Genomic DNA, 26,091 nt, shown 5'->3' with positions numbered 1-26,091 from the left:
GCTATATTGATCAAGGTTTAGCTATCGATATTTTGACGATCACAGTTCAACGATAAAGTCAGAGCAAGATCCACACATAGCAGGCAATAAAAAACCGAGCACTTAGGCTCGGTTTTTTCATTGGTAAGCTAAATTACTTAACGTAATCGAGATTACTCAGTGTCTTGCTCGCTATCACTTTCAGAGTCAGAAGCATCTGATGCTTGCTCTTCACTTGATTCAGAAACGACCGTTCCTTCTGCATTAACTGTTTCTGCGTTTACTGCGTCAGCATTTGCTTCTTCAGTTTCTTCGCCTTCAACAATCTCAGCTTCTTCTACTTCGTCGATACGTTGTAGACCTACAACATTCTCGTCTTCAGCAGTACGAATCAGTGTCACACCTTGAGTGTTACGACCAACTTGACTTACTTCCGCTACGCGAGTACGTACTAGTGTACCTGCGTCGGTGATCATCATCATTTCATCGCCTTCTTCAACCTGAACAGCACCAACTACTGGGCCATTACGATCAGAGACTTTGATAGATACTACACCTTGCGTTGCACGGCCTTTCGTTGGGTATTCAGCCAGCTCAGTACGCTTACCGTAACCGTTTTGAGTCACAGTTAGGATATCGCCTTCGTTTGAAGGAACAATCAGTGAAACCACTTGATCGTCTTCTGGGAGCTTCATACCACGAACACCAGAGGCAGTACGACCCATTGGACGTACTTTGTCCTCGTTAAAGCGAACAACTTTGCCCGATTTAGAGAACAGCATGATGTCGCTATTACCATCAGTAATATCAACGCCAATCAGTGAATCATCGTCACGTAGGTTAACTGCGATTAGGCCGTTAGCACGTACGTTTGCGAATTGATCCAGTGATGTCTTCTTAACTGTACCGTCGCCTGTTGCCATGAAGATGAATTTCTCGTTTGAGAATTCAGAAACAGGCAGGATAGCCGTAATACGCTCACCTTCTTCTAAAGGAAGAATGTTAACGATAGGCTTACCACGAGCGGTGCGGCTTGCTTGAGGCAGTTGATAAACTTTCAAGCGGTACGTTTTACCACGAGTAGAGAAACATAAGATGTTATCGTGAGTATTAGCAACAAGCAGACGCTCAATGTAATCCTCATCTTTCATCTTAGTTGCACTCTTACCTTTACCACCACGACGCTGAGCTTCGTAGTCGCTTAGGATTTGGTACTTAACGTAACCTGCGTTAGAAAGCGTTACTACAACGTCTTCTTGAGCAATTAGCTCTTCCATGTCGATATCATGAACCGCTGCTGTGATCTCTGTACGACGTTCGTCGCCATAGATATCACGTACCGCTTCAAGTTCTTCACGGATAACTTCCATCAAACGCTCAGTGCTTGCAAGGATATGCATTAGCTCAGCGATCTCTTCTAGAAGTGCTTTGTATTCGTCTAGAATCTTCTCGTGCTCAAGGCCAGTTAGGCGGTGAAGACGAAGTTCTAGAATAGCTTGCGCTTGAGTTTCCGTTAGGAAGTATTGACCATCACGGATACCGTATTGGTCTTCAAGCCAATCTGGACGAGCTGCATCAGTACCAGCACGTTCAAGCATTGATGCAACGTTACCAAGATCCCAACCACGAGATACTAGACCAACTTTAGCTTCTGCTGGTGTTGGTGCGTTCTTGATCAGTTCAATGATTTCATCAATGTTTGCAAGCGCTAAAGATAGAGCTTCCAAGATATGTGCACGGTCGCGCGCTTTCTTCAATTCGAAGATAGTACGACGAGTCACAACTTCACGACGGTGATCAACAAAACACTTCAACATATCTTTAATGTTGAAAAGTTGTGGTTGGCCATTGTTCAGAGCAACCATGTTGATGCCGAAAGTCGTTTGCAGTTGAGTCTGTGAGTAAAGGTTGTTTAGTACAACTTCACCGACAGCATCACGCTTACATTCAATAACAATACGCATACCATCTTTATCAGATTCGTCACGCAGTGCACTGATGCCTTCAACTTTCTTGTCTTTTACAAGTTCTGCAATCTTCTCGATCAGACGAGCTTTGTTCACTTGATATGGAATTTCAGTAACGATAATTGTTTCTTTACCGTTCTTTTCCATTTCAATGTTCGCGCGCGAGCGCATGTAAACTTTGCCACGACCAGTCTTATATGCATCAACAATACCCTTACGGCCACTGATTAATGCTGCTGTCGGGAAGTCTGGACCCGGGATGTAGTCCATTAGCTCATCAATAGTGATGTCTTCATTATTGATAAATGCTAAACAGCCATCAACAACTTCGCCAAGGTTATGTGGCGGGATGTTGGTAGCCATACCTACTGCGATACCAGAAGCACCGTTAACCAATAGGTTTGGTATTTTTGTTGGTAAAACTGCTGGTATTTGCTCGGTTCCATCATAGTTAGGAACGAAGTCAACCGTATCTTTATCAAGATCCGTTAATAGCTCACCAGCTATTTTTGACATACGAACTTCGGTATAACGCATTGCCGCAGCTGAATCGCCGTCAACCGAACCAAAGTTACCTTGGCCATCGACTAACATATAGCGTAGTGAAAACGGCTGAGCCATACGAACAATTGACTCGTATACCGCACTATCACCGTGTGGGTGATATTTACCGATTACATCGCCTACTACACGAGCAGACTTTTTATATGCTTTGTTCCAATCATTACCTAGTACATTCATCGCGAACAAAACGCGGCGGTGTACTGGTTTTAGGCCATCACGCACATCTGGAAGGGCACGACCAACGATGACGGACATCGCGTAGTCTAGGTATGAACCTCTAAGCTCATCTTCAATATTTACGGGCGTGATCTCTTTCGCTAGATCGCTCATAGAGCCATTTTCCCTCTATAGTCAGATCGTATTTTTGAATACGTATAAGACCGAAAAATATAACACAAATTTACCTACGGAGGCATCACTTTCCCTCTCCTTTTACCATCTTGTGACCCTTGTAGCCAATCTATTGATGAGAAATTGCACCTCAGCGTCATATCTTGCTGAAACATGGTCACTTTACACCCAATAAACTAGCAAAATTGTAGATCTTCTGGTCAGCAGGAAAAGGCAAGTTATAATGCCTGCAATTTCATGGATGCATTATTTAACTTGGAAATGCCGATTATGACTAAATCACAGAACGTAGACCCAGCAGAAATCAAAAAATTCGAAGACATGGCGTCGCGCTGGTGGGATCTAGAAGGCGAGTTTAAGCCACTACATCAAATCAATCCGTTGCGCTTAAATTACGTGCTAGAGAAAACCGAAGGCCTTTTTGGTAAGAAAGTTCTCGATGTTGGCTGCGGCGGCGGTATTCTGGCTGAAAGCATGGCTGTAGAGGGTGCGGTAGTCACCGGACTAGATATGGGTAAAGAACCGCTAGAAGTCGCTCGTCTGCACGCATTAGAAACCGGCACCAAGCTCGATTACATCCAAAGCACCATTGAAGACCATGCAGAGCAAAACCCACACACTTACGATGTGGTGACGTGCATGGAAATGCTAGAGCACGTTCCTGACCCACAATCAGTTATCTCGGCTTGTTCAAAATTAGTGAAACCGGGCGGCCATGTGTTCTTCTCAACATTGAACCGTAACTTTAAGTCTTACCTATTCGCGATTGTTGGTGCAGAGAAGTTACTTAAGATAGTGCCAGAAGGTACTCACGACCACGAAAAATTCATTCGCCCTGCTGAGCTTATCAAAATGGTTGATAACACCCCGCTTCAAGAGCTAGGGATTACAGGGCTGCACTATAACCCGTTAACGAACACCTACCGTTTAGGCCAAAAAGTCGATGTGAACTACATCGTTCACACTCAAAACTTGGGCTAAAAAATATCGGTAGCCCTACCGTAAAATATTTTGTAAAAAAGACGAATGAAAAGAGTTGCAATTACCATAAGTTTGCGACTTTTTTCAGTCTAAATTTCGTGCGCTAGCTTCCATTTTGACCACCTCGATTCAAATTTAATCGTCCAAAATCCACTGCCTATTTTGCCCAAAGATCAAGGGATTTTTTTTTATGGGCGTGCAAAAATAAAGCATCCTTAAAAGGCGAATTTTGTACAATCAAGTCTCGTCTAACGTCATCAGTTAGTGGTCACTTACAGTTTTTTTTCAATCCACCACTTATCCACAAGCAACCCCATTTCTTTACCTTGAAAAATATCAGTTGTAGCACTATCTTGTAACCCAACAAACAAATGACCCCTATATGTTGTGTTTGAACTACAATATATGGGTAGACCAAGATCACAAAGCCGAAACGTAATTTACAAAAATTACACAGAAATACACAAAAACACGGCCTTGTTCAGTTTTGTTAGGGAAATTAAGCAGAATGAACCAACAACTTACTGTTACCAAGCGTAACGGGCGCAAAGAAACGATCGATTTAGAGAAAATCCATCGAGTGATCACATGGGCAGCTGAAGGCTTGCACAATGTTTCTGTATCACAAGTAGAATTGAAAGCTCACATTCAGTTTTACGATGGCATTACCACGACTGACATTCATGAGACAATCATCAAGTCAGCAGCGGATTTAATCTCTGAAGAGACTCCTGATTACCAATATCTAGCAGCACGTCTGTCAGTGTTCCACCTACGTAAAAAAGCGTACGGTGAATACGAGCCGCCTGCACTTTATGACCACGTTGCAAAACTGGTTGATATGGGTAAATACGATAGCCACTTAATGGAAGACTACACGAAAGCTGAATTCGAAGAGCTTGACGCGTACATCGACCACAAGCGTGACTTGAACTTTTCTTACGCGGCGGTTAAGCAGCTTGAAGGTAAATACTTCGTGCAGAACCGTGTAACAAAAGAAATCTACGAGAGTGCTCAGTTCCTTTACATCCTAGTTGCTGCGTGTTTATTCGGTAAATACCCGAAATCAACTCGTCTTGACTACATCAAACGTTTTTACGACGCCTCGTCTACGTTTAAGATTTCTCTACCTACACCGATCATGTCTGGTGTACGTACGCCTACTCGTCAATTCAGTTCATGTGTACTGATTGAGTGTGGTGACAGCCTTGATTCAATCAACGCAACAGCAAGCTCTATTGTTCGTTACGTATCTCAACGTGCTGGTATTGGTATCAACGCAGGTCGTATCCGTGCGCTTGGTTCTGAAATCCGTAATGGTGAAGCGTTCCACACTGGCTGTATCCCTTTCTACAAATACTTCCAAACAGCTGTTAAATGTTGTTCTCAAGGTGGTGTTCGTGGCGGCGCAGCAACGGTGTTCTACCCACTATGGCACGGTGAAGTTCAGTCTCTATTAGTACTGAAAAACAACCGCGGCGTTGAAGAGAACCGTGTTCGTCACATGGACTACGGCGTACAGCTGAACAAGCTTATGTACTCTCGTCTTGTTCAAGGTGGCAACATCAGCCTGTTCTCACCTTCTGACGTACCTGGCCTTTACGACGCGTTCTTCGAAAACCAAGAGCGTTTTGAAGCACTTTACGTGAAGTACGAAAACGATCCTTCAGTGAAGCGTGAAACGGTTAAAGCCGTTGAGCTTTTCTCTCTGCTAATGCAAGAGCGTGCTTCTACTGGTCGTATCTACATTCAGAACGTTGACCACTGTAATACACACAGCCCGTTTGATTCTGAAGTAGCACCTGTTCGTCAATCGAACCTATGTTTAGAAATCGCGCTACCAACTAAGCCGCTTTCTAACGTAGAAGATGACGAAGGTGAAATTGCACTATGTACGCTTTCGGCGTTTAACCTAGGCGCAATCAACGAGCTAGACGATCTGGCTGAACTTTCTGAATTGGTTGTTCGTGCTCTAGATGCACTACTGGATTACCAAGATTACCCGCTTCCAGCAGCACGTAAGTCGACAATGAACCGTCGTACTCTAGGTGTGGGTGTAATCAACTACGCATATTACCTAGCGAAGAATGGTGTTAAGTACTCTGATGGCAGTGCAAATGGCCTGACTCACCGTACTTTTGAAGCAATTCAATACCACTTGCTAAAAGCGTCTGTTGAACTAGCGAAAGAGCAAGGCCGTTGCCCATCTTTCCACGAGACTAACTACGCGAAAGGCCTACTGCCAATCGATACTTACAAAAAAGATATCGACTTAGTATGTGAAGAGCCGCTGCACTACGATTGGGACACGCTACGTGAAGAGATCATGGAGCACGGTCTGCGTAACTCTACGCTAACAGCGCTTATGCCTTCTGAGACTTCGTCTCAAATCTCGAACGCGACTAACGGTATCGAGCCACCACGTGGTTATGTATCAGTTAAAGCGTCGAAAGACGGCATCCTGAAGCAAGTTGTTCCTGATTTCTTAAATCTTAAAGACAACTACGAGCTACTTTGGAACATTGGTACTAACGACGGTTACCTGCACTTAGTGGGTATCATGCAAAAATTCGTTGACCAAGCTATCTCTGCAAACACTAACTATGATCCAAGTGTTTACGACAGCGGTAAGGTACCAATGAAGCAGCTGCTTAAAGACTTGCTAACAGCGTACAAGTACGGTGTTAAGACGCTTTACTACCATAACACTCGTGATGGTGCTAAAGACGACCAAGGCGATGCAGTTCAAGTGCCGGAAGAAGATTGTGAAGGCGGCGGTTGTAAGATCTAAACCGCAATAAACATTAAGACCCCAGAGAAGTTATCTTCTCTGGGTTTAAAGCATTAACAGGGTCCGTTTTATTGCGGGTCTTTAAAGGATTTGAGGCATTTATGGCTTACAGTACTTTTTCTCAACAAAAAAATGACCAACTAAAAGAACCAATGTTCTTGGGTCAGTCGGTAAACGTTGCACGTTACGACCAACAGAAATTCGAAATCTTCGAAAAGTTGATCGAAAAGCAGCTTTCTTTCTTCTGGCGTCCAGAAGAAGTAGACGTGTCTAGCGACCGTATCGACTACAACAAGCTTCCTGAGCATGAAAAGCACATCTTCATCTCTAACCTGAAGTACCAAACACTTCTAGATTCAATCCAAGGCCGCAGCCCTAACGTTGCCCTACTTCCTTTGGTATCACTGCCAGAAGTTGAAACTTGGATTGAGACTTGGTCATTCTCTGAAACGATTCACTCTCGTTCATACACGCACATCATCCGTAACATCGTGAATGATCCAGGCGTAGTATTCGACGATATCGTTGAGAACGAAGAGATCCTGAAACGTGCGAAAGACATCGCGTTTTACTACGATGATTTGATCAAGCTGACGGCTGACTACCACCGCTACGGTGAAGGCAACCACAACATCAACGGCGAAGACGTTAAGATTTCACTTCATGATCTGAAGAAGAAGCTTTACGTATGCCTAATGTCTGTAAATGCACTGGAAGCGATTCGTTTCTACGTAAGCTTTGCATGTTCATTTGCATTCGCAGAGCGTGAGCTAATGGAAGGTAACGCGAAGATCATCAAGCTAATCGCTCGTGATGAAGCACTTCACCTTACTGGTACACAGCACATGATCAACTTGCTACGTAATGGCCAAGATGACTTCGAATTCATGCAGATCGCTGAAGAGTGTAAGCAAGAGTGTTTCGACCTATTCAAAGAAGCGGCTGAGCAAGAAAAAGAGTGGGCAGAATACCTATTCAAAGATGGTTCTATGATTGGTCTAAACAAAGATATTCTTTGCCAATACGTTGAGTACATCACTAACATCCGTATGCAGGCTGTTGGTCTAGGTACCGCTTACCCAGAAGCAACGTCGAACCCAATTCCATGGATCAACGCTTGGTTGTCTTCAGATAACGTTCAAGTTGCTCCACAAGAAGCTGAAATCAGTTCTTACCTAGTTGGCCAAATCGACAACGAAGTAAAAGCTGACGACTTTGAAGGGTTTGAGCTGTAATGCCAACAATCAAAATCAACAAGCTGACTTCTATTGAATCTAACCCTTCAAATACTCTGTTGGAAACAATGGAACAAGCGGGGTTAGAGCCGGAATACAACTGCCGAGATGGCCACTGTGGCGCTTGCCGCTGTACGTTGGATTCTGGTGAAGTCGAGTACGTTGGTTTTGCTATGGCTTACACACAAGCCAATGAAATTTTGCCATGCATCTGCAAAGCAAAAACTGAGCTATCGCTGAGTAACGTTATTCATAGAAGCAAGCAAAAACGCGCATAAGCCAACTGGCTTTAGGTCGCTTTGCTCGAATAACTTCAATAAGAACTAAAAAGGGTCCGCTTCCTCTAGGAATGCGGACCCTTTTCTATTTATGTCTTTAGGTATCTGAGACGACTCGCCTCTCACTCAACCAAAGCCTTTCTGCTAACTTGCTGCCACAAAGCCAAACCAGACGTTTACTACTGAATAAGGTTCAAAGTCACTGAGCCAATGTAACAAGCGCTTCGGCACTCTCCGCAGCCGTTACACTTATCTTTGTCCACCGTAGGCAACTCCCCTGCTTCGATTTGAATCGCACTTGCTGAACAAGCAGCTTGGCATGCTGAACATTCCATTTGCATGTAGTTATTACAGCTATCAGCAAAGCTAGGCTTGAGGTCGATATAAGGTGTGACCGTTGGATGAAGCGCGCCAGTCGGACACACTTCAGTGCATTTGTTACACATAGAACAACTGTTGTAATCCAAATTCAGCAGCGCACTGCCCTCTAGCATCTCAATAACGCTATTCGGACACGCTTGCTCACACAACCCACAACCGTCGCAAAGACGCTCAAACAGCACCTCATCGACCGCTCTTGGCGGCCTTGCATGCGAGCGTTGTGACTTCTCTTCATAATTCGCGGCGGCTTTAACCGGTTTAGAAAGTCGAGTTAAGAAACCGCGTCTATTTGAATTTATTTGTTCAGACATTAGTCGATATATAACTTTTTGGCAGCAACGTTTATTTTATATTCAGATGTTAGGTATTTAAGCCAATCTATTACATCAGTTGATAACTTCTTATAAAAAGATAGTTCTGATGCTGTATTTAATTTTTCCAAATAAACACGAGACCAAGTTAATAAATGGATCTCTAATAATTCACGCGCTGAATCAATATTATTATTCTCTAACAAATACGCATGGGCGAATAACATTAAACCAAATTGATCTTCCGGTTCTCTTAAGCCCGTGTCTAATTCAATCTGATTCAATTCTAAAAACTGTCGATACTTTACAGTAGAAGCACCGAACACAATGCGGTCTTTATCTAGGTAAACAGATCCCCAAGGCGGAGCTGGCATGTCGCCAACGCCTTCAAACAGGCGGCTAAACTCCGCTGAGAGTGCATCTTCGTCTTCACTTATCAATGCGAGCAAGCATTCTTCGGAGAGCACTTCACTCTCCACCAAAGCTTCGACAATGGTGATCAACTGTTCTTTACTTGTCGCTTGATAAAATAGCGAACCCAATAATTTATGCGTATCGATAATCATTATTATTTATACCGTTATAGGTTTAAAGATAATTATATTAATAAATACATTTAATTCTTTGATCCATTTTATACATTCGATTCATAACATTTAAATTTCGCTCTTATTTGATGCCAATCAATCAATATTTAAAAATTAAAAGACAAAAACAAAACTACCTATAAAGTGCTAGTCATCAATAACAATAGGCATCTTAGAATGACGAATAAGAAAGAATCTGGGGTAATGAATCTTACTCGAAGAGGCTTCATGAAGGCTTCTTCTGCAGTAGGCAGCGCAGCTGCACTCGCAGGCGGTATTGCGTTACCTTTCAAATCCAAACCCGTAGCGGCTGCGGTTGCTGAGAATGTGGATGAGAAAATCGTATGGAGTGCATGTACAGTAAACTGTGGCTCTCGCTGCCCATTACGGATGCATGTACAAAACGGTGAAATCAAATACGTAGAAACAGACAACACAGGTACTGACGAATACGGTCATCACCAAGTTCGTGCTTGTCTACGTGGTCGCTCTATGCGTCGCCGTGTTTACAACCCAGATCGCCTGAAATACCCAATGAAACGCGTGGGTAAACGTGGTGAAGGTAAGTTCAAGCGTATTAGCTGGGAAGAGGCTTACGATGAAGTCGCTGGCACCATGCAACGTCTTATCAAAGACTACGGTAACGACACCATCTACCTAAACTACGGTACTGGTACGCTGGGCGGTACGGTAACTAAGTCTTGGCCACCAGCTCAAACGCTGATTGCTCGTCTAATGAACTTAAGTGGTGGTTACCTAAACCATTACGGTGACTACTCAACGGCGCAAATCGCGAAAGGCTTGAGCTACACCTACGGTGGTTGGGCAAACAACAACTCTTTCTCTGACCTAGAGAACACCAAGCTTAACATCCAATTTGGTAACAACCCTGCTGAGACTCGTATGTCTGGCGGCGGTCTGATTCACCATTACGTAGAAAGCAAAAACAAATCGAACGCAAGAACGATCATCATCGACCCTCGCTACACCGATACTGCCGGTGGCCGTGAAGATCAATGGATCCCAATCCGTCCTTCTACAGATGCTGCATTGGTTGCTGGTCTTGCGCACGTGATGATCACTGAAGACCTTGTCGACCAACCGTTCCTAGATAAATACTGCGTAGGTTACGACGAGAAGACACTGCCGGCATCGGCGCCTAAAAACAGCGACTACAAATCTTACATCCTAGGTTTAGGTGAAGATGGCGTAGAGAAGACACCAGAATGGGCTTCTAAGATCACCGGTATTCCCGTTGATACTATCGTTAAGCTTGGTCGTGAGATGGGCACAGCAAAACCGTGCGCAATCCACCAAGGCTGGGGCCTGCAACGTACTGCGAACGGTGAGCTAGCGTGTCGTGCAATCGCAATGCTGTCATTACTCACCGGTTCTGTGGGTGTGTCTGGCGGTTCAACAGGTGCTCGTGAAAGTGACATCAACATTCCGTTTGTTCGCTTCCCTACTGTGCCAAACCCAGTTGAAACGTCTATTTCAATGTTCATGTGGACAGATGCAATTTACCGTCACCATGAAATGACCGACATCACTGACGGTGTTCGCGGTGCAGAGCGCCTTAAGAACCCAATCAAGATGATCTGGAACTACGCAGGTAACTGCATCATCAACCAACACTCAGACATCAACAAGACTCACGCGATTCTTCAAGATGAAAGTGCGTGTGAAATGATTGTTGTGGTTGATAACCATATGACTTCTTCAGCGAAATACGCCGATATCATCCTGCCAGACTTAACAACGTCTGAGCAAGACGACTGGTGTATGGATGGTAAAGCAGCGAATATGCCTTACTTCATCTACGCGCAGAAAGCAATCGAACCTCAATTCGAAGCGAAATCTATCTATGAAATGTGCTCTCAGTTAGCTAAGCGTATGAGCGTCGAAAAAGAGTTCACAGAAGGCCGAACTCAAGAGCAATGGATTGAGCATCTTTACGCTGAAACTCGTAAGAACGATCCAACACTGCCAACCTTCGAAGAGATGAAAGATCTAGGTATCTACAAACGTAGCTACGACCACCACTACATTGCTTACGAAGACTTCCGCAAAGATCCAGAAGCGAATCCACTGACCACACCAAGTGGCAAGATCGAGATCTACTCAGAGCAACTGGCTGATATCGCGAAGACTTGGAAGCTGAAAGAAGACGAAGTGATTCACCCACTTCCGATTTACGCGGACTCTTTCGAAGGTCATAACGACCCACTAGCAGAGAAATACCCACTTCAGCTAACCGGTTTCCACTACAAGGCTCGTACTCACTCGACTTACGGCAACGTTGCTGAAATCAAAGCAGCAGCACCGCAAGAATTGTGGATCAACCCGATTGATGCTCAAGAGCGCGGTATTAAAAATGGCGACATGGTGAGTATTTTCAACGACCGTGGCGAAGTTCATATTCCAGCGAAAGTGACACCAAGGATTCTTCCTCGAGTTGTCGCACTAGGCGAAGGTGCATGGTACGCACCAGATGGTCAGAAGATCGACCATGCAGGCTCTATCAACGTGCTGACGACTCAGCGCCCGAGCCCACTTGCTAAGGGTAACCCTCAGCATACAAACCTAGTTCAAATCAAAGCGCTAAACAAAGCATAAGGTAGGTTGGAATGAAACAATACGGCTTTTACATTGATTCAAGTAAATGCACGGGTTGTAAAACCTGTCAGCTTGCTTGTAAAGATTATAACGATCTAGACATCAAAACGAACTACCGTCGCGTATACGAATACGCAGGTGGTGGCTTCACTCAAGATGGCGATACCTGGGTTCAGAAAGATGTCTTTTCTTACTACCTATCTATCGCTTGTAACCACTGTAGTAACCCAGCGTGTGTGAAAGTGTGTCCTTCGGGCGCGATGCACAAGCGTGATGAAGACGGTTTGGTTGTGGTTGATGAGAGCGTATGTATTGGTTGTCAGCACTGTAGCAATGCCTGTCCTTACGGCGCACCACAATACAATGCTAAGAAAGGTCACATGACTAAATGCGATGGTTGTTACCAACGTGTTTCTGAAGGCAAACAGCCTATCTGTGTTGAGTCTTGCCCACTTCGCGCGTTGGAGTTTGGCGAAATCAATACACTTCGCGAGAAGTACGGCTCTGGTGCGGATGTGGCTCCACTGCCATCTTCAACAGAAACGCTACCGAACATCGTGATTAAGCTGAACAAAAACGCGAAGCCGACTGGCGATACCAGTGGTCACCTAGCAAACCCGAAGGAGGTGTAAGATGATTTTTCATGAGTGGTCTTTAATCTTCTTTACTGTGCTGGCGCAAACTGCGGTTGGTGGTTACTTACTGATTGGCGCACGTGCACTGGTACTTGGTCATGACGAAGAGAAGCTGAACAGCTACAAGGTTCCAATGTTCATTCTGTGGGCACTAATGGGTCTTGGCTTCATGTTCTCGACAACGCACCTTGGTTCTCCACTGCGCGCGTTTAATGCCTTTAACCAACTAGGCTCTGCTTGGTTGTCTAACGAAGTGTTCTTCGGTGCGGCATTCTTCGCTGTCGGTGGCCTGCAATGGCTATTGTCTGTGCTTAAGAAAGGTGGCGTTGCTATCCAGAAAGCACTGATGGTTAGCGCGATGGTGTTGGGTGTTATCTTCATGTACGCAATGATCAACGTATACATGATCAACACTGTACCGACGTGGGACAACATCTACACACCACTGAGCTTCATCATGACGATGGTTGTGGGAGGCTTGCTGCTGTCTCAGTTTGTGATTGTATTCGCAAAAGACAGCCGCTTTACGGTTGACCGTAACATCACCATGCTGGCTGTTATCGCAGTTGCTATCAGCTTGCTTGTGACCGTAGGAAAACTGAACCTAATCGGTGACATCCAAACTTCAGCGGCAAAAGCATCTGAGTTGGTTGACGGTTTAGGCAACTATGTGATTCTTCAAGTTGCATTGTTGATGGCAAGCTTGTTGATTTGGATTCTACCTATGCTGAACAAAGCAAAAGTGAACCCAGTAAACCTAGGCTTAGCATTGGTACTGTTCTTGGCTTCAGAGTTAATCGGCCGTGGTTTGTTCTATAGTCTACATATGACAAGCGGTTTGTAATCAAGTTCTTACAGACATGAGTTACGTGTAAACATAGCTGCTTGTTTGGTTATCTAGAAGGCTAGATAAACTAAAGGCCCAACACCTATTTAGATGTTGGGCCTTTTTATTTCGTTTTTTCTCGCGTTTTTAGTACAGACTTGGTTAGCTCGCCTAAATACTTACTTAATAATAGCCGCTGGAATAAACATGTCTTTCAATCGCTTAACCGAAGAGTAAGTACCAAACATCGGTTTGTTGTCTAAATGCCTTCTCAGCATATCGGCAGCAACGGTCTTAATCACGTTACGTTGGTCTTCGCGTGAGTATTGACGATAAAATTCAAGCACCTGGCCCCACTCTCCCGCTTCGGTCGACAATGCAACGCTGAATGTGTTGCCTTCTAACTTGCCAGTCACCAAAGCTAGCTCAGTACCGCACTTCTCTCTTGTTGCTCCAGCCAGAGCAAAGGTTGCCGCTAATGGATCGCTCTTCTCAAGTTCACTCTCTTTTGGCTCAGCCATCACCCACGAATGCCCGAAGCAATCTTCAACCTGCTCATTCAATTGCAGCCACGCTGACAATGCGCCTTTGGTCGACACTTCAGAGACAGATAACGTCTTCTTTTTCTCAGCCATGATGTGTCCAATATGATCAATCATAGGCTCATCAACACTGACGACATTACTTTCTAGCAACTTGTAAACCATTTGCAGCAACTTAACGCGAGTTTCTAAGTCTGCCTTAGGACCAAACAGTTTCACCTCAATGAACGGCAGATAAGAGCGATAACCCAACTCATAACCTTCTGGCAGCTTTAATTGGTCCAAAACATCGGAGATACCGGATTCAGACAAACCAAACGTAAACAGTCGACTGCATTCAGAGGCAACCACTTGAGGGTAAGTACGCGACAAATCAGGAATAATCTCAAACGTCACCATGCGTTTGAATTCACTCGGTACACCCGGAGTGAAATAGAAAGTCGCATCATTGATTTTCAGTTTGAAGCCGCAAGCCGTCCCCACAGGGTTATCGACAATCTCTGAACTCGCTGGCAGCAATGCTTGTTTAAGGTTGCTATCCGGCATCGGCATACCGCGTCCAGAAAACATCTCTTCCATACGAGTCAGCCATTCAGGGAACATGACGAGTTTCTGCTCTGAAGCCGTTGCAGCAGCTGCAGCACTCATATCATCAGTTGTCGGTCCTAATCCACCATTAACGATAACCACATCATAGTTAAAACTCAGCATCAGCAGTTCTTCAACTAGAGCATTCATTTGGTCACCCACAGTCGAACGTTTCGCTAGGGCAAAACCGTGCTGATAAAACTCAGCAGACATCCAAGCTGCGTTTGTGTCTACAATGTCCCCATGAAGAACTTCTTCACCAGTGCTTAACATTGCGATTTTCGTCATATTTCTATCCTTTGTAGTCATAAAAAGACACTGCATTATTTACAAACTGGTCTATGGTTGAGTTTGAGACATTTCATCTTTTCACAAATATTAATAATGTTAAATCTAAGGTTTTCTTAGGAAAAGCAATAAATTATTAGTTCCCTAAATCAGGCATTTAATAGATAATTGTGACTCTGATCAATTCTTAACTTCTCATGGAGACCCTTGTGGCCAAATCACCGTTACTAACGAAGGTTACTGCTGCATTTTCAATGCTAATGTCAGTTAACTCGGTTGCAAGCCAATACGACTTCGACCAGCCAATCAACCTTTCTTACTCGGATGAATGTGCTCAAGATTACTGTGTTAATGAAAGCTTGTACACCTACAAGCCTAGCAAGAACTATGCACTAAGCGAATCAAGTGATCAGTACGATCTAACGATCGATAAGCAACCAATCTACCTTACTGTCAGCGATGGCAAAGATTGGGATTACTTAATGGGTCAAACCTACACAATTCTTGGCCTAAGTGTCGCAACCGTTGGTCTAATGACTCTTTTACCTGAAAGTATCACTAAGTGGGATGATGACCAACGTGATATCAGCGCACTGGGTAAAAAATGGAAAGATAACGTTTCCGAAGGCCCAGTATGGGACCGTGACGAACACTTCCTAAACTACGTGATGCACCCTTATTTCGGTGGTGTTTACTACACCGCAGCTCGACATGCTGGTTACGACGAGTTTGAGTCTTTCTTATACTCTTGGACAATGTCGACCTTCTTCTGGGAATATGGCGTAGAAGCGTTTGCTGAAGTACCGTCATGGCAAGATCTCTTCATCACACCTTTCTTCGGTGCGGTTGTGGGTGAAATAATGCTAGAAACCGAGCAAGATATCGTTGCTTCTGGTGGCGAAGTGATGGGTTCTCAAACCATGGGTGATGTTTCGTTATTCTTCCTTAACCCTGTTGGCCATATCCACTACTGGGTAAGTGATGCATGGGGTGGTGACGCAGAAGTTAATCTGAATACTAACCCTTGGTGGGATAACCAAGACGCCGCTCGATTCGCCTACGATGCTGGCGCACGATACGATTCTCAATTTGTTGGTATGAACTTTAAAGTAACGTTCTAAATCGTCTTTCAGTCTATGAATTTCAAGTTACTGCATTCCTAATAAAAGCGACAACTCTTGTAAAAAGCGGCTCTCTAGCCGCTTTTTTTGTGCCCTACTCTTCATTCTCTTTTTTTACATCACAGCTTAGTTTCAAAAATTGACATAGGTCAAACATTGTTCGATGTAAACTTCTACACTGAAATTAAAGAACTTTATCGCGTGATATCAAACATTTAATTAGCAACGAATCATTGAAACTTTGGGGGCTGATATGAACAGTACATTTATCGTAAACTTTATCGGAAAAGCATCACCAGCAACAATCAAACAACTTGCTGCGGTTACTCACGAAAACGACGGCAAATGGCTCATCAGTAAAGTGAACTTTATTGAAGACCAAGTCGCAGGCGTACTTAAGGTTCAACTTCCAGCCATCAACGAATCGATTGTCAAAGAAGCTTTCAGCGCCAATCCAGATCTCATCGTACAGTTTGTCGATTCAGATCATACGCACAATGCTCAAGACACAATCCATCACCTAAGACTCGACTCTAACGACAGAGCGGGTATCGTCAACGAAGTGACACATGTATTGGACAGACAAGGGATCAGCATTCTTGATATGGATTGCCACCGAGTTTTCATCGCTGGCGGCGGTGGTGTTAGCTCAAGCTTATTTACTTCCAAGATTGCCGTTAAGCTACCAATCGAAGTTTTGATTGATGACGTAGTGAATGAACTAGAAACACTCAGCGAAGATACTAGAGTGATGATTGAGAGCTAAGTTACCTACCCTCCCGACAATGGATTCGTTGTTGGGAGGTTAACTAATGAGAAACACACTTCACTTACATAAATCACAAAAATACAAATAAAAAGGATAGAAACACATAACCTATACATATGAAACCAAGCATTTATATGGATTTATTGTTACCATAGATATCTTATATAATTTAGTAGCTTAGGTTGATACATGGAAAGAAAAAGGTCGAGTTGGCAACTCAATGCCATCTCAGTAATCCTTCTCACAACACTATTTAGCGGCTGTAAAAGCGGCCATGAAAATAATGACAGTGGAACAACAACGACAGGAACCAGTACTGGTTCATCCTCTTCCCCGGTTACTGTTAGCCTCCCTAATAGTGTTTCATTGTCTGAACCACAATCAGGGTCAAAAACAGAGTCGATCACCGTTTCTCTTTCCGAAGCCTTAAGCCAAGATCTAACCTTGACGATCTCAACCAGTGACGTGACGACACGTTCCAGTGGTGCGTTCAAGAACTACGATGTTATCTCTAGCCAAAACGTCAAGATTGCGGCAGGAGCAACAAACGCAGCTCTGCCATTAAACCTTGTGCACAATAATCTGTATGAAGGAAGTAAAACACTTCATTACTCTATTAGCGCAGATGGTAGCGATCTATATAAGATCGACAATGCTCAAACAAATGTGACGTTATCCGATAGTGATTCTGAACCAAGTATTCGCTATAGCGACACCAGCAAAGTGGTCTTAGAAGGGGATAGTGACAGCAGTAACATTGAGTTAAGCCACTATTCCTACCAAGATATTACCGTTACGCTAGAAAAAAGTGGGACAGCTTCAAATGATGATTACACCAGTAATCTTAGTAGCATGACTATTACGATTCCCGCCGAAAGTTTAACGCACGCAATAAAAGTAACAGCCAAACAAGATAGGCTAAGTGAAGGCGGGGAATCGGTTATATTCGCCATGTCCAGTAGCGGAAATACCTCGATCGATAGCGATCACAACTCACTGTCATTTTATATACCCGGTGATAGACAGATTAACGATACGGGTTTTGCTACCTACTCTGATGGTGCAACCCACGATTTAATATCAGCGCCAGCTAATTACCCCGGGCAAGATGCCAGTTATGGTTTGGATAGTACTAACGGTACAGACCACTCAGACGGTCAATACGGCTTTAAATTCACTAAATTAGATTACAGTGGCAACATTCTTCCAAATAGCGCCACGGATTGGTCTTGCGTTCGAGATGAACGAACAGGTATGTATATTGAAGCCAAACAGCAACCAATCGACTTACCAAATCAAAGCGCAATCGATCAATGGTTAGAAGATTACGCCAATGCCCCTGATGCAAACCCGTACCCATATTCGACAAAATCGGCCTACTGGCGCAGCGCTGCCTACCAATACACATGGTATGATTCAGTTTCCACAACGAATGGCGGTTCTGCCGGTCATAAAAATGATGAACTTCTGGCTGACGGACCAATTTCTTCTGCGTGTGCTTACTCGACCAATTCTTCAGGTAATAGACGTTGTGATGCCGAAGGTTACTTAGCCAACCTAAATAGCTTTGGTGCATGTGGCGTCAATAACTGGCGTTTGCCTTCTCCTGCAGAAGCTCGTTCATTTATTAACTATAATGTGGGCACTATTGACCCAACGACTGTTGATTACTTCCCATACATCAAGAACGTAAGCTCTGTTGATACTATTTTTACGCAGTCCACTTCTGTTGGAGCCAGCAGCAGTGCATGGTGTATGAATACATCAAGCGGGCAAATGAAACTTTGTAACAAAGGCACTTATCAAGGTGTTATCGCAGTAAGTGGAGTAATCGAATAATGAAACTTAAATATTATGTTTTAGCAACCCTATTTGCTCCGAGTTTAAGCTCCGCTCAAACCTGTGTTGACAATCAACCCGCTTCCCAAACTGATGGTCAATTCATCGACCGCCAAGATGGAACGATTTTAGATACACACACCAACCTGTTATGGGCCAAATGCAGTCTCGGGGAAGCCTATGATATAGAAAGTAATCTTTGTAGCGGGTTCCCTACGAACTACATCACTTTTCAAGATGCTTTGGCCGCGGCGGCTGATACAACATTAACAACAATTGGATCTCAAAATAGTTTTAGGCTACCAAATATCAAAGAGCTTGGTTCCATTGTTGATTACCGCTGTACTCAGCCAGCTATTAATCTGAGTTACTTCCCAACAACAATAAATGCACCTTATTGGACAAATACTCCGGACAATAATGGTATCAATACTAATCACGACGGATTGATAATTGACTTCACAGAAGCACAAGAAGTAACCACAAATTCAAGTGGGATGACCCTTATCCGCTTAGTAAAAGAATTGAACGAGTAAAACATTCTTTCATCAAGTAAGAGTCCAAAATCAAAATGAGCAGCTCACCGGCTGCTCTTTTATTGTTCTGAAGCTTATGACTCAGTTACTTAACTGACCACTGTGACAGAGAACGCTTGAAGTCTTCATAGCCGAATTCATTCAATTTCTGAACTTCGCCACTGCTGCGCTCACAGTAGATTGAAGGCATTTTAAGGCCGTTGAACCAGTTCAGTTTCACCATGGTGTAACCCGCACTGTCCAACAGATGCAGCTTTTGACCAATTTTCAGCGGCTCATCAAAACTCGCTTCGCAGAACTGGTCGCCAGCCAAGCATGAACATGAGCCAATCACATAGTCATGACTACCATTTTCAGACGCTTCTAATACCGATGCTGGTTCATTATAGATAAGCGTATCAAGGCGGTGTGCCTCGGTAGCTGAATCCACAATAGCGGTTTTCTTCACGTTCTCTACGATATCAACCACTGTCACAACCAAGTCAGTTGTTTTAGTGATGATGGCTTCACCCGGCTCAAGGTACATCTGCACGCCGTGCTTTTCAGAGAAGGCTTTTAGCGCAAGACCAAGCTTTTCAATGTCATAGCCCGGCCATGTGAAGAACACACCACCGCCCATGCTCACCCAGTCCAATTTATCTAAATGCTCACCAAACTGTTCTGAGATTGAATCAAGTAGGCCGATAAACGCATCAACGTCTTTGTTCTCACAGTTCATGTGGAACATTACACCATTAATCTCATCGAAGATTTCCGGCTTGATGTGATCAGCTTGCACACCCAAACGCGAGAATTGACGCGCAGGGTTTGCCAAGTCTTGCCCTGCGTAGCTCACTCCTGGATTTAAACGTAAACCCAGCGAAGCCTTACCTTCAACGATATGACGGTACGCTGCGAACTGGCTTTGTGAGTTGAAGATCATCTTGTCGCAGATATCGGCAACTTCTCTCACGTCATCTTCGCTGTAACCCACACTGTAAGCGTGCGTTTCACCACCGAAAGTTTCATGGCCTAGTTTCACTTCGTATGGACCAGAGCTTGTCGTGCCATCGAGGTAAGGTTTGATGATGTCAAACACACCCCATGTCGAGAAACACTTGAGTGCCAATACCAACTTCACACCTGAAATCTCTTTCAGCTGCTTAGCTATCTCTAAATTCGCAATCAACTTTTCTTCGTTGATCATGAAATAAGGCGTTTTTAGTTCGTTGTTTTGCATGTTAATACCTTGCGGCCCTCGAGTTCACGAAGGCACATGATAATCGAACAAAGCCGACGCAACAGCATCGGCTTGTAATTATACGTTCTCGTCAATCATATGACTTTGAATGGAATTCGCAGAGCTTTGACCTTGTCGCTAGGACATCGCGCGGAGTTTACGAACGTAAATGAGCACGATGGACTACGCGACAAGGGCAAAGAGCCAGAAATTACTTCAAAGTATGGATTAGAGGTAGACCGGCTGTAGGCTCTAGCTCTTGAACGTGCCAATCTAGACCGATTTCAGGCATGGTTGCTAGGAACGGGTCTGGGTTTAACTGTTCCATGTTGAACACGCCTTTATCAGCCCATTCGCCACGGAAGAACTGAAGTGCAGCGGTAATTGCTGGAACACCTGTTGTGTAAGAGATCGCTTGGTGCTCTACGTCTTCGTAAGCCACTTCGTGGTCTGCGTTATTGTAGATGAATACGCTGCGCTCTTTACCGTCTTTCTTACCTTGAACCCAAGTACCGATACACGTTAAACCTGTGTAACCCGGGGCCAAAGATGTTGGATCTGGTAGCAGTGCTTTAAGAACATGTAGAGGCTGAACCACAGTGCCATCGTGCAGTGTTAGCGGATCTGGGCTAAGAAGGCCGATATCACGCATGCAGTTGAAGTAGTTCAGGTATGCATCGCCGAAGCCCATCCAGAATTCGATACGCTTAGCTGGGATGAACTCTTTCATTGAACGCACTTCATCGTGTGCCATTGAGTACACTTTATGAGAGCCACAGTTAGGGAATTCAAACTCAAGCATACGAGAGTGACAAGGTACTTGTTTCCACTCTTCATTTTCCCAGTAGAAAGAATCGCCTTGGATCTCAAGCATGTTGGTTTCTGGGTCAAAGTTTGTCGCAAACTTCTTGCCGTGATCGCCAGCATTCACGTCCATCACGTCAATTGAGTCAATCTCATCGAACAAGTGCTTAACCGCGTACGCCGCAAAGATTGATACCACACCTGGATCAAAACCAGCGCCAAGAATACCTGTGATGCCCGCTTCAGCGAACTTCTCACGGTAACCCCATTGCCAATCGTAGGCTTGTGGTACTTGTTGACCTTCAGAACATAGGTCAACCGCTACCGATGTATCTAGGTAAGAGACTTTAGATTGGTAACACGCTTCCATGATCGCCATGTTTACCCAAGGAGGACCAGCATTGATCACTAGATCCGGCTTAACTTCTTTAATCAAAGCAACAAGCGCATCAACATCGTCAGCGTCTACTGAACGTGCTTCTAGTTTCTTAGTTGAATCTTTAAGGTTGTTTTTGCCCTTGATAGATTCGATGATTTTTTCACACTTCGCGATTGTGCGAGAAGCGATCGTGATATCACCCAGTACTTCGTTATTTTGTGCTGCTTTATGTGCAACAACCCAACCGACGCCGCCTGCACCAATTTGTAGAATAGCCATAGTTTTAATTACCCTTGTTGTTCTGCTAGCTCAATAGCTAAAGTTTGAATTTTGTTAATTAGAGATTTGAAATCTGATGTCGTTAAGCACGGATTCAAGATAGTGAATTTCAGCGCACTTTTACCATCAACGACCGTTTCGCCAAGCACGGCAACACCACGAGTCAGCGCTTCCAGTCTTAACGTTTGATTCAGTTTGTCCAAATCCATAGCGCTGTTTGCTGATTGCCCATTACTAGGAACCGAACGGAACAGCACAGTCGACAGTGACGGCTCAGCAAGCAACTCGAAATCGTCATGCTCCTGAATCAGATCAGCAACTTCAAGCGTCTGCTCTAGAAGATGGTCGTACATATCACCCAGTTGCTTTGGTCCAACGCTTTGCATCGTCATGAACACTTTCAGTGCATCGAAACGCTTGGTGGTCGCAATAGACTTATCGACTAGATTCGGCAGTTCATCGTGCTCGCGATTCAAATAGTCTGCATGATGCAGTAGGTACTTAAAGTTCGCTTTGTCTTTGAGAAGCACTGCGCCACAGCTGATGGTTTGGAAGAACAACTTGTGGAAATCAACGCTCACTGAATCCGCTTTCTCGATGCCTTTCAGGCGAGCTTTATGGCTACTTAAAATAAGTGCGCCACCGTAAGCACTGTCGACATGGAACCAAAGATCTTGTTGGCTTGCGATGTCTGCAATCGCTTCCAGGTCATCGATAGCACCGTGATCGGTTGTACCCGCCGTGCCAACCACAGCAAAAGGAATCAACCCTTGAGCTTTAAGTGCTTTCACTTCTGCGTCTAACAAATCAGCTTTGATGGTGCCGTTTGCATTGGTATCAACACAGCACACTGCCGCTTCGCCTAATCCCATTAAAGATGCGGATTTTTGAACCGTGAAGTGAGATTTCTTTGAACATAAGATACGCAGTTTGCTCGCGTACTCTGGCAAACCTAACTTTTGGATTGAGTGGCCATCGTGCTTATCGGCAACCCAGTCTCTCGCTAGCAATAAACCCATTAGGTTACTTTGCGTGCCGCCGCTTGTAAAAACACCATCAGCTTGATCGCCAAGTTGGTATTTCTCACACATCCAATCCACGACTCGTTGTTCAACATAAGTCGCTGCAGATGCTTGGTCCCATGAATCCATTGATTGATTCAACGCCGCGATAATGGATTCCGCAGCAACAGAAGCCATAAGAGGAGGCGTGTGAAGGTGTGCAATACAGTCTGGGTGTTGCACAAAGATAGAGTTCGCTGCAACTAAGTCAGCCGTGCTATCCACAACATCAACCAACGCGTGTTGGTTGTTATCGAGGTCAACAGCTTTGATGGCTGCTTCTAGCACTTTAGGGTCTAAACCTGAGTAAGGGGCTTCAACCTGTTCAAAAACCGCTTTCATCGCTTGAGTAGTTTGGTTCATCACGTTAGCAAATTCGTTGCTACCGCCTAAACCCGTCTGGATGAAATGCTTGTTCCATTCTTGATTTGATTCTTCGCTTTGTGTTTGGTCTTGTTTTAAACCACCACCCGCTGCGATGATGGCTTCTTCCATCACTAGCAATGCAAAGTCGATTTGTTCGAAAGAGATAATCATTGGTGGAAGGAAACGAATAACCGAACCATCACGACCACCCTTTTCGACCATCAAGCCACGCTCTAACGCCGCTCGTTGAATCGCTAGAGTCAGTTCGCCGTCTGATTGAGGCTCACCAAATTTATTAAGCTCGCCATTCGGTTGCTTGATCTCAGCGCCAAGCATCAGGCCTTTACCACGAACTTCAGCAATACAGTTCACACGCGATTGAATCTTCTCAAGCCCATGACGTAAATATTGGCCTGCGATGTTCGCGTGCTCAACCAAACCATCACGTTCGATGATTTCCAACGCCTTAGCGCCAGATACCATTGCCAACTGATTACCACGGAATGTGCCGGTGTGCTCACCCGCTTTCCAAGTATCAATGCTCTTATCGAATACAAGCAGCGACATAGGCAGTCCGCCACCAATCGCCTTCGACAGGCACAAGATATCAGGATTAACACCAGATTCTTCAAACGCAAAGCGATGGCCGGTTTTACCCACACCACATTGAATTTCATCAAAGATCAGTAGGATGCCGTGCTCATCACAGATGCGACGTAAACCTTGCAGCCAAGATGCCGGAGCTGGAATCACGCCACCCTCACCTTGTACAGGCTCAACGATCATGGCAGCCGGTTTCATGATGCCGGATTCGTCGTCATTCAACATACGTTCGATATAACGAATGCTCGCGTTAGCACCCGCTTCGCCACCAATGCCAAACGGGCAGCGAAGGTTGTATGGGAAAGGCATGAAATGTACGTCAGACATCAAGCCGCTACGACGCTCTTTAGTTCCGAGGTTACCCATCATGCCCATGGTGCCGTTAGTCATGCCATGGTAAGCACCACGGAAAGCAAACATGGTGTTACGACCTGTTGTTTGCTTGGCTAGCTTGATAGCCGCTTCCACAGCATCAGCGCCAGATGGACCACAGAATTGAAGAACAGAGTTAGTTGAAAAGTCTTGAGGGAGAAAAGCTTTAACTCGCTTGATAAACGTCTCTTTTGCTTGAGTCGTAATATCAAGTGTTTGGTATGGCAAACCAGAATCGAGTTGATCTTTAAGTGCTTGGTTGATTTCAGGGTGGTTGTAACCCAAAGAAAGTGTACCAGCACCGGCTAAGCAATCGAGAAAGAGTTGGCCACGAGTATCTTCAACTAAAACACCGCATGCTCGTTTAATAGCAATAGGCAGGCGTCTTGGGTAAGAGCGTACATCCGACTCATGCTGTTCTTGCTCAAGCAAAATAGCGTCAGGTGTTAGGTCGTAAGTTCCCTCAACGATAGGAACCATAGTTGAAAATGAATTTGCGATATTATTAATATCGACTTCAAAGGCGGTAGTCATAAAAATCCCCTTGAATGTGTTCATACTCACCTCCATCAGACGCAATTGCACACCGTCCCTCTATTGATTTAGAGAGAATTCATAGTGAAACACGCGTATTGTCTAGAAATGAGATATAGCTGTACGCTCGCATAAGTCAAATGACGAATACGAAATTAGGCCGTCTTAGGACAGCAAAAAATAGTTAGCGCGAGCTCAAGGTTCAGTAATGCTACTGTTTTGAAGAATTGGACATTTTTGCAGTATCGGACAGCTATGAAGAACTGGCCCTTTTGGAAATGCAGAGCTGATTAGCAATGTTGTTATTAGTGTGTTCAATGTTGGGTTTCCCATTAGCATGGCGAATTGCGCCATAAGTATCCCGTCTATCAGCTAAAGGCTAGCTGATACCTACCCTACGTAATGTCCCAATCAGCAAGAATGGTCACTACGCGTATCCCCCAGAAGCAATCAATGCTCTTTTTGAACATTGATCATTCCGAGATTGCGCGAGAAAGTAACATAAAGTGAAATGAACGATCAATAGTTTTCAATAATAGCTTGGTAAATAGCAGCAGTGATTCAAAAATTGCCGAAAATATCGTCAACTTATTTTTTAGGTAAGGAGATCCCCAGTTCATTCGTTCCTCATGCCTGAGGATGACGACGTGGGTATACAGGCGGTGTTAGTGATGGCTTTGAGGCTGTGGCGCCTTTCCGTCATTCCGTCATTCCGTAGCGTGAAGAATGAGTTCATAGGGAGTCCTTACAACATGTCGCTGTATTGCTTTATTCAGAAACTATCTGGTGCAATAGGTTAAACACAAGTTAATCAGCAGACGATAAGTAGATCCCCGGTTCGCTCGTTCCTCACGCCCGAGGATGACGACGCGGGTATACAAACGTTGCTAGTGTGGCTTTGAGATCTCAGCACCCTTTCGTCATTCCCTAGTACGAGGAACGAGTTCATAGGGAATCTTGCTTTTAAAACGAAGTTAAAGGTTTGAGAATTTCAATATGTTACCCACCGTCTAACTAGGGGAATCAAATAGGAAAAATGTGAGACCAGAAAAAGCTGAACGGCAGAAACCAAAAAGCCCGAACATTTCTGTTCGGGCTTTTTAATTTGGAGCGATACATCGGGTTCGAACCGATGACCTCAACCTTGGCAAGGTTGCGCTCTACCAACTGAGCTAGTATCGCATTTGCTACATCCGTTAAGACGTAGACTTTAATAGATGGTGCCCCGGGCCGGACTTGAACCGGCACAGCGCGAACGCCGAGGGATTTTAAATCCCTTGTGTCTACCA

General features: G+C 44.5%; 18 protein-coding genes and 1 tRNA gene. 11 read left to right on the top strand and 8 right to left on the bottom strand.

Features of this window, described 5'->3' with window-relative positions; all coding sequences use genetic code 11:
- Nucleotides 1-152: 152 nt before the first annotated feature.
- On the bottom strand, nucleotides 153-2,840 hold the full coding sequence (gyrA, locus tag NX845_RS16140; RefSeq protein ID WP_004733368.1) for a DNA topoisomerase (ATP-hydrolyzing) subunit A: 2,688 nt from the start codon (nucleotides 2,838-2,840) through the stop codon (nucleotides 153-155).
- Nucleotides 2,841-3,098: 258 nt separating this feature from the next.
- Between gyrA and ubiG the strand changes: the two genes are divergently transcribed.
- From ubiG to yfaE, 4 genes are all read left to right on the top strand, one after another.
- A complete protein-coding gene (gene ubiG / locus NX845_RS16135) occupies nucleotides 3,099-3,842 on the top strand; it encodes a bifunctional 2-polyprenyl-6-hydroxyphenol methylase/3-demethylubiquinol 3-O-methyltransferase UbiG (protein WP_017078713.1) in 744 nt (247 codons plus the stop codon).
- Nucleotides 3,843-4,350: 508 nt separating this feature from the next.
- Nucleotides 4,351-6,633: a class 1a ribonucleoside-diphosphate reductase subunit alpha gene (gene nrdA, locus NX845_RS16130; protein ID WP_004733366.1), complete on the top strand. Its 2,283-nt coding sequence runs from the start codon at nucleotides 4,351-4,353 to the stop codon at nucleotides 6,631-6,633.
- A 101-nt stretch (nucleotides 6,634-6,734) separates the two neighbouring features.
- Nucleotides 6,735-7,868, top strand: coding sequence for a class Ia ribonucleoside-diphosphate reductase subunit beta (nrdB, locus tag NX845_RS16125; protein WP_004733365.1), 1,134 nt, complete (start codon nucleotides 6,735-6,737; stop codon nucleotides 7,866-7,868).
- Nucleotides 7,868-8,146 (top strand): class I ribonucleotide reductase maintenance protein YfaE, encoded by a 279-nt coding sequence (yfaE, locus tag NX845_RS16120; protein WP_004733364.1) that lies wholly within the window; start codon nucleotides 7,868-7,870, stop codon nucleotides 8,144-8,146. Before nrdB ends, yfaE begins: the two co-directional genes overlap by 1 nt.
- 179 nt (nucleotides 8,147-8,325) lie before the next feature.
- On the opposite strand, the gene napF is transcribed toward yfaE, so the two are convergent.
- Both napF and NX845_RS16110 read right to left on the bottom strand, forming a co-directional pair.
- Nucleotides 8,326-8,838, bottom strand: coding sequence for a ferredoxin-type protein NapF (napF, locus tag NX845_RS16115; RefSeq protein ID WP_065681531.1), 513 nt, complete (start codon nucleotides 8,836-8,838; stop codon nucleotides 8,326-8,328).
- A complete protein-coding gene (locus tag NX845_RS16110) occupies nucleotides 8,838-9,404 on the bottom strand; it encodes a molecular chaperone (protein WP_065681532.1) in 567 nt (188 codons plus the stop codon). Before NX845_RS16110 ends, napF begins: the two co-directional genes overlap by 1 nt.
- Nucleotides 9,405-9,602: 198 nt before the next feature.
- On the opposite strand from NX845_RS16110, the gene NX845_RS16105 reads away from it, so the two are divergent.
- From NX845_RS16105 to NX845_RS16095, 3 genes are read left to right on the top strand one after another with little or no spacing between them, the layout of a single operon-like run.
- Entirely contained in the window at nucleotides 9,603-12,041 is a 2,439-nt protein-coding gene (locus NX845_RS16105) for a DmsA/YnfE/YnfF family dimethyl sulfoxide reductase (protein WP_065681533.1), read from the top strand.
- A gap of 11 nt (nucleotides 12,042-12,052) precedes the next feature.
- Nucleotides 12,053-12,673: a DMSO/selenate family reductase complex B subunit gene (locus NX845_RS16100; protein WP_065681534.1), complete on the top strand. Its 621-nt coding sequence runs from the start codon at nucleotides 12,053-12,055 to the stop codon at nucleotides 12,671-12,673.
- A gap of 1 nt (nucleotide 12,674) precedes the next feature.
- The gene (locus tag NX845_RS16095; protein WP_065681535.1) at nucleotides 12,675-13,520 is read left to right on the top strand and encodes a DmsC/YnfH family molybdoenzyme membrane anchor subunit; all 846 of its coding nucleotides are present in this window, start codon (nucleotides 12,675-12,677) and stop codon (nucleotides 13,518-13,520) included.
- A gap of 161 nt (nucleotides 13,521-13,681) precedes the next feature.
- On the opposite strand, the gene NX845_RS16090 is transcribed toward NX845_RS16095, so the two are convergent.
- Nucleotides 13,682-14,920, bottom strand: a complete 1,239-nt coding sequence (locus NX845_RS16090) for a CinA family nicotinamide mononucleotide deamidase-related protein (RefSeq protein ID WP_065681536.1) — start codon at nucleotides 14,918-14,920, stop codon at nucleotides 13,682-13,684.
- A gap of 209 nt (nucleotides 14,921-15,129) precedes the next feature.
- On the opposite strand from NX845_RS16090, the gene NX845_RS16085 reads away from it, so the two are divergent.
- The 4 genes from NX845_RS16085 to NX845_RS16070 all read left to right on the top strand — a co-directional run bounded on the left by NX845_RS16085 (nucleotide 15,130) and on the right by NX845_RS16070 (nucleotide 19,185).
- Entirely contained in the window at nucleotides 15,130-16,041 is a 912-nt protein-coding gene (locus NX845_RS16085) for a DUF3943 domain-containing protein (protein ID WP_065681537.1), read from the top strand.
- 253 nt (nucleotides 16,042-16,294) lie between these two features.
- Nucleotides 16,295-16,807, top strand: a complete 513-nt coding sequence (locus tag NX845_RS16080; protein WP_004733356.1) for a glycine cleavage system protein R — start codon at nucleotides 16,295-16,297, stop codon at nucleotides 16,805-16,807.
- 192 nt (nucleotides 16,808-16,999) lie between these two features.
- A complete protein-coding gene (locus NX845_RS16075) occupies nucleotides 17,000-18,649 on the top strand; it encodes a DUF1566 domain-containing protein (RefSeq protein ID WP_237296686.1) in 1,650 nt (549 codons plus the stop codon).
- Nucleotides 18,649-19,185: a DUF1566 domain-containing protein gene (locus tag NX845_RS16070; RefSeq protein ID WP_065681539.1), complete on the top strand. Its 537-nt coding sequence runs from the start codon at nucleotides 18,649-18,651 to the stop codon at nucleotides 19,183-19,185. The genes NX845_RS16075 and NX845_RS16070 overlap by 1 nt, the downstream gene beginning before the upstream one ends.
- Nucleotides 19,186-19,270: 85 nt before the next feature.
- Here the strand turns inward: NX845_RS16070 and nspC are convergent, their stop codons facing one another.
- The 4 genes from nspC to NX845_RS16050 all read right to left on the bottom strand — a co-directional run bounded on the left by nspC (nucleotide 19,271) and on the right by NX845_RS16050 (nucleotide 25,984).
- Nucleotides 19,271-20,404 (bottom strand): carboxynorspermidine decarboxylase, encoded by a 1,134-nt coding sequence (nspC, locus tag NX845_RS16065; protein ID WP_065681540.1) that lies wholly within the window; start codon nucleotides 20,402-20,404, stop codon nucleotides 19,271-19,273.
- 211 nt (nucleotides 20,405-20,615) lie between these two features.
- A complete protein-coding gene (locus tag NX845_RS16060; protein WP_004733354.1) occupies nucleotides 20,616-21,866 on the bottom strand; it encodes a carboxynorspermidine synthase in 1,251 nt (416 codons plus the stop codon).
- Nucleotides 21,867-21,874: 8 nt separating this feature from the next.
- Nucleotides 21,875-24,826, bottom strand: a complete 2,952-nt coding sequence (locus NX845_RS16055) for a pyridoxal phosphate-dependent class III aminotransferase (protein ID WP_175400133.1) — start codon at nucleotides 24,824-24,826, stop codon at nucleotides 21,875-21,877.
- A gap of 1,082 nt (nucleotides 24,827-25,908) precedes the next feature.
- A tRNA-Gly gene (locus tag NX845_RS16050) sits at nucleotides 25,909-25,984 on the bottom strand.
- Nucleotides 25,985-26,091 lie beyond the last annotated feature (107 nt).

Source organism: Vibrio sp. NC2 (genome assembly GCF_025195005.1).
GTDB classification, from domain to species: Bacteria; Pseudomonadota; Gammaproteobacteria; order Enterobacterales; family Vibrionaceae; genus Vibrio; species Vibrio splendidus.
Note: the sequence above shows the minus strand (reverse complement) of the source record. Positions and strands in the feature narration are given on the sequence as shown.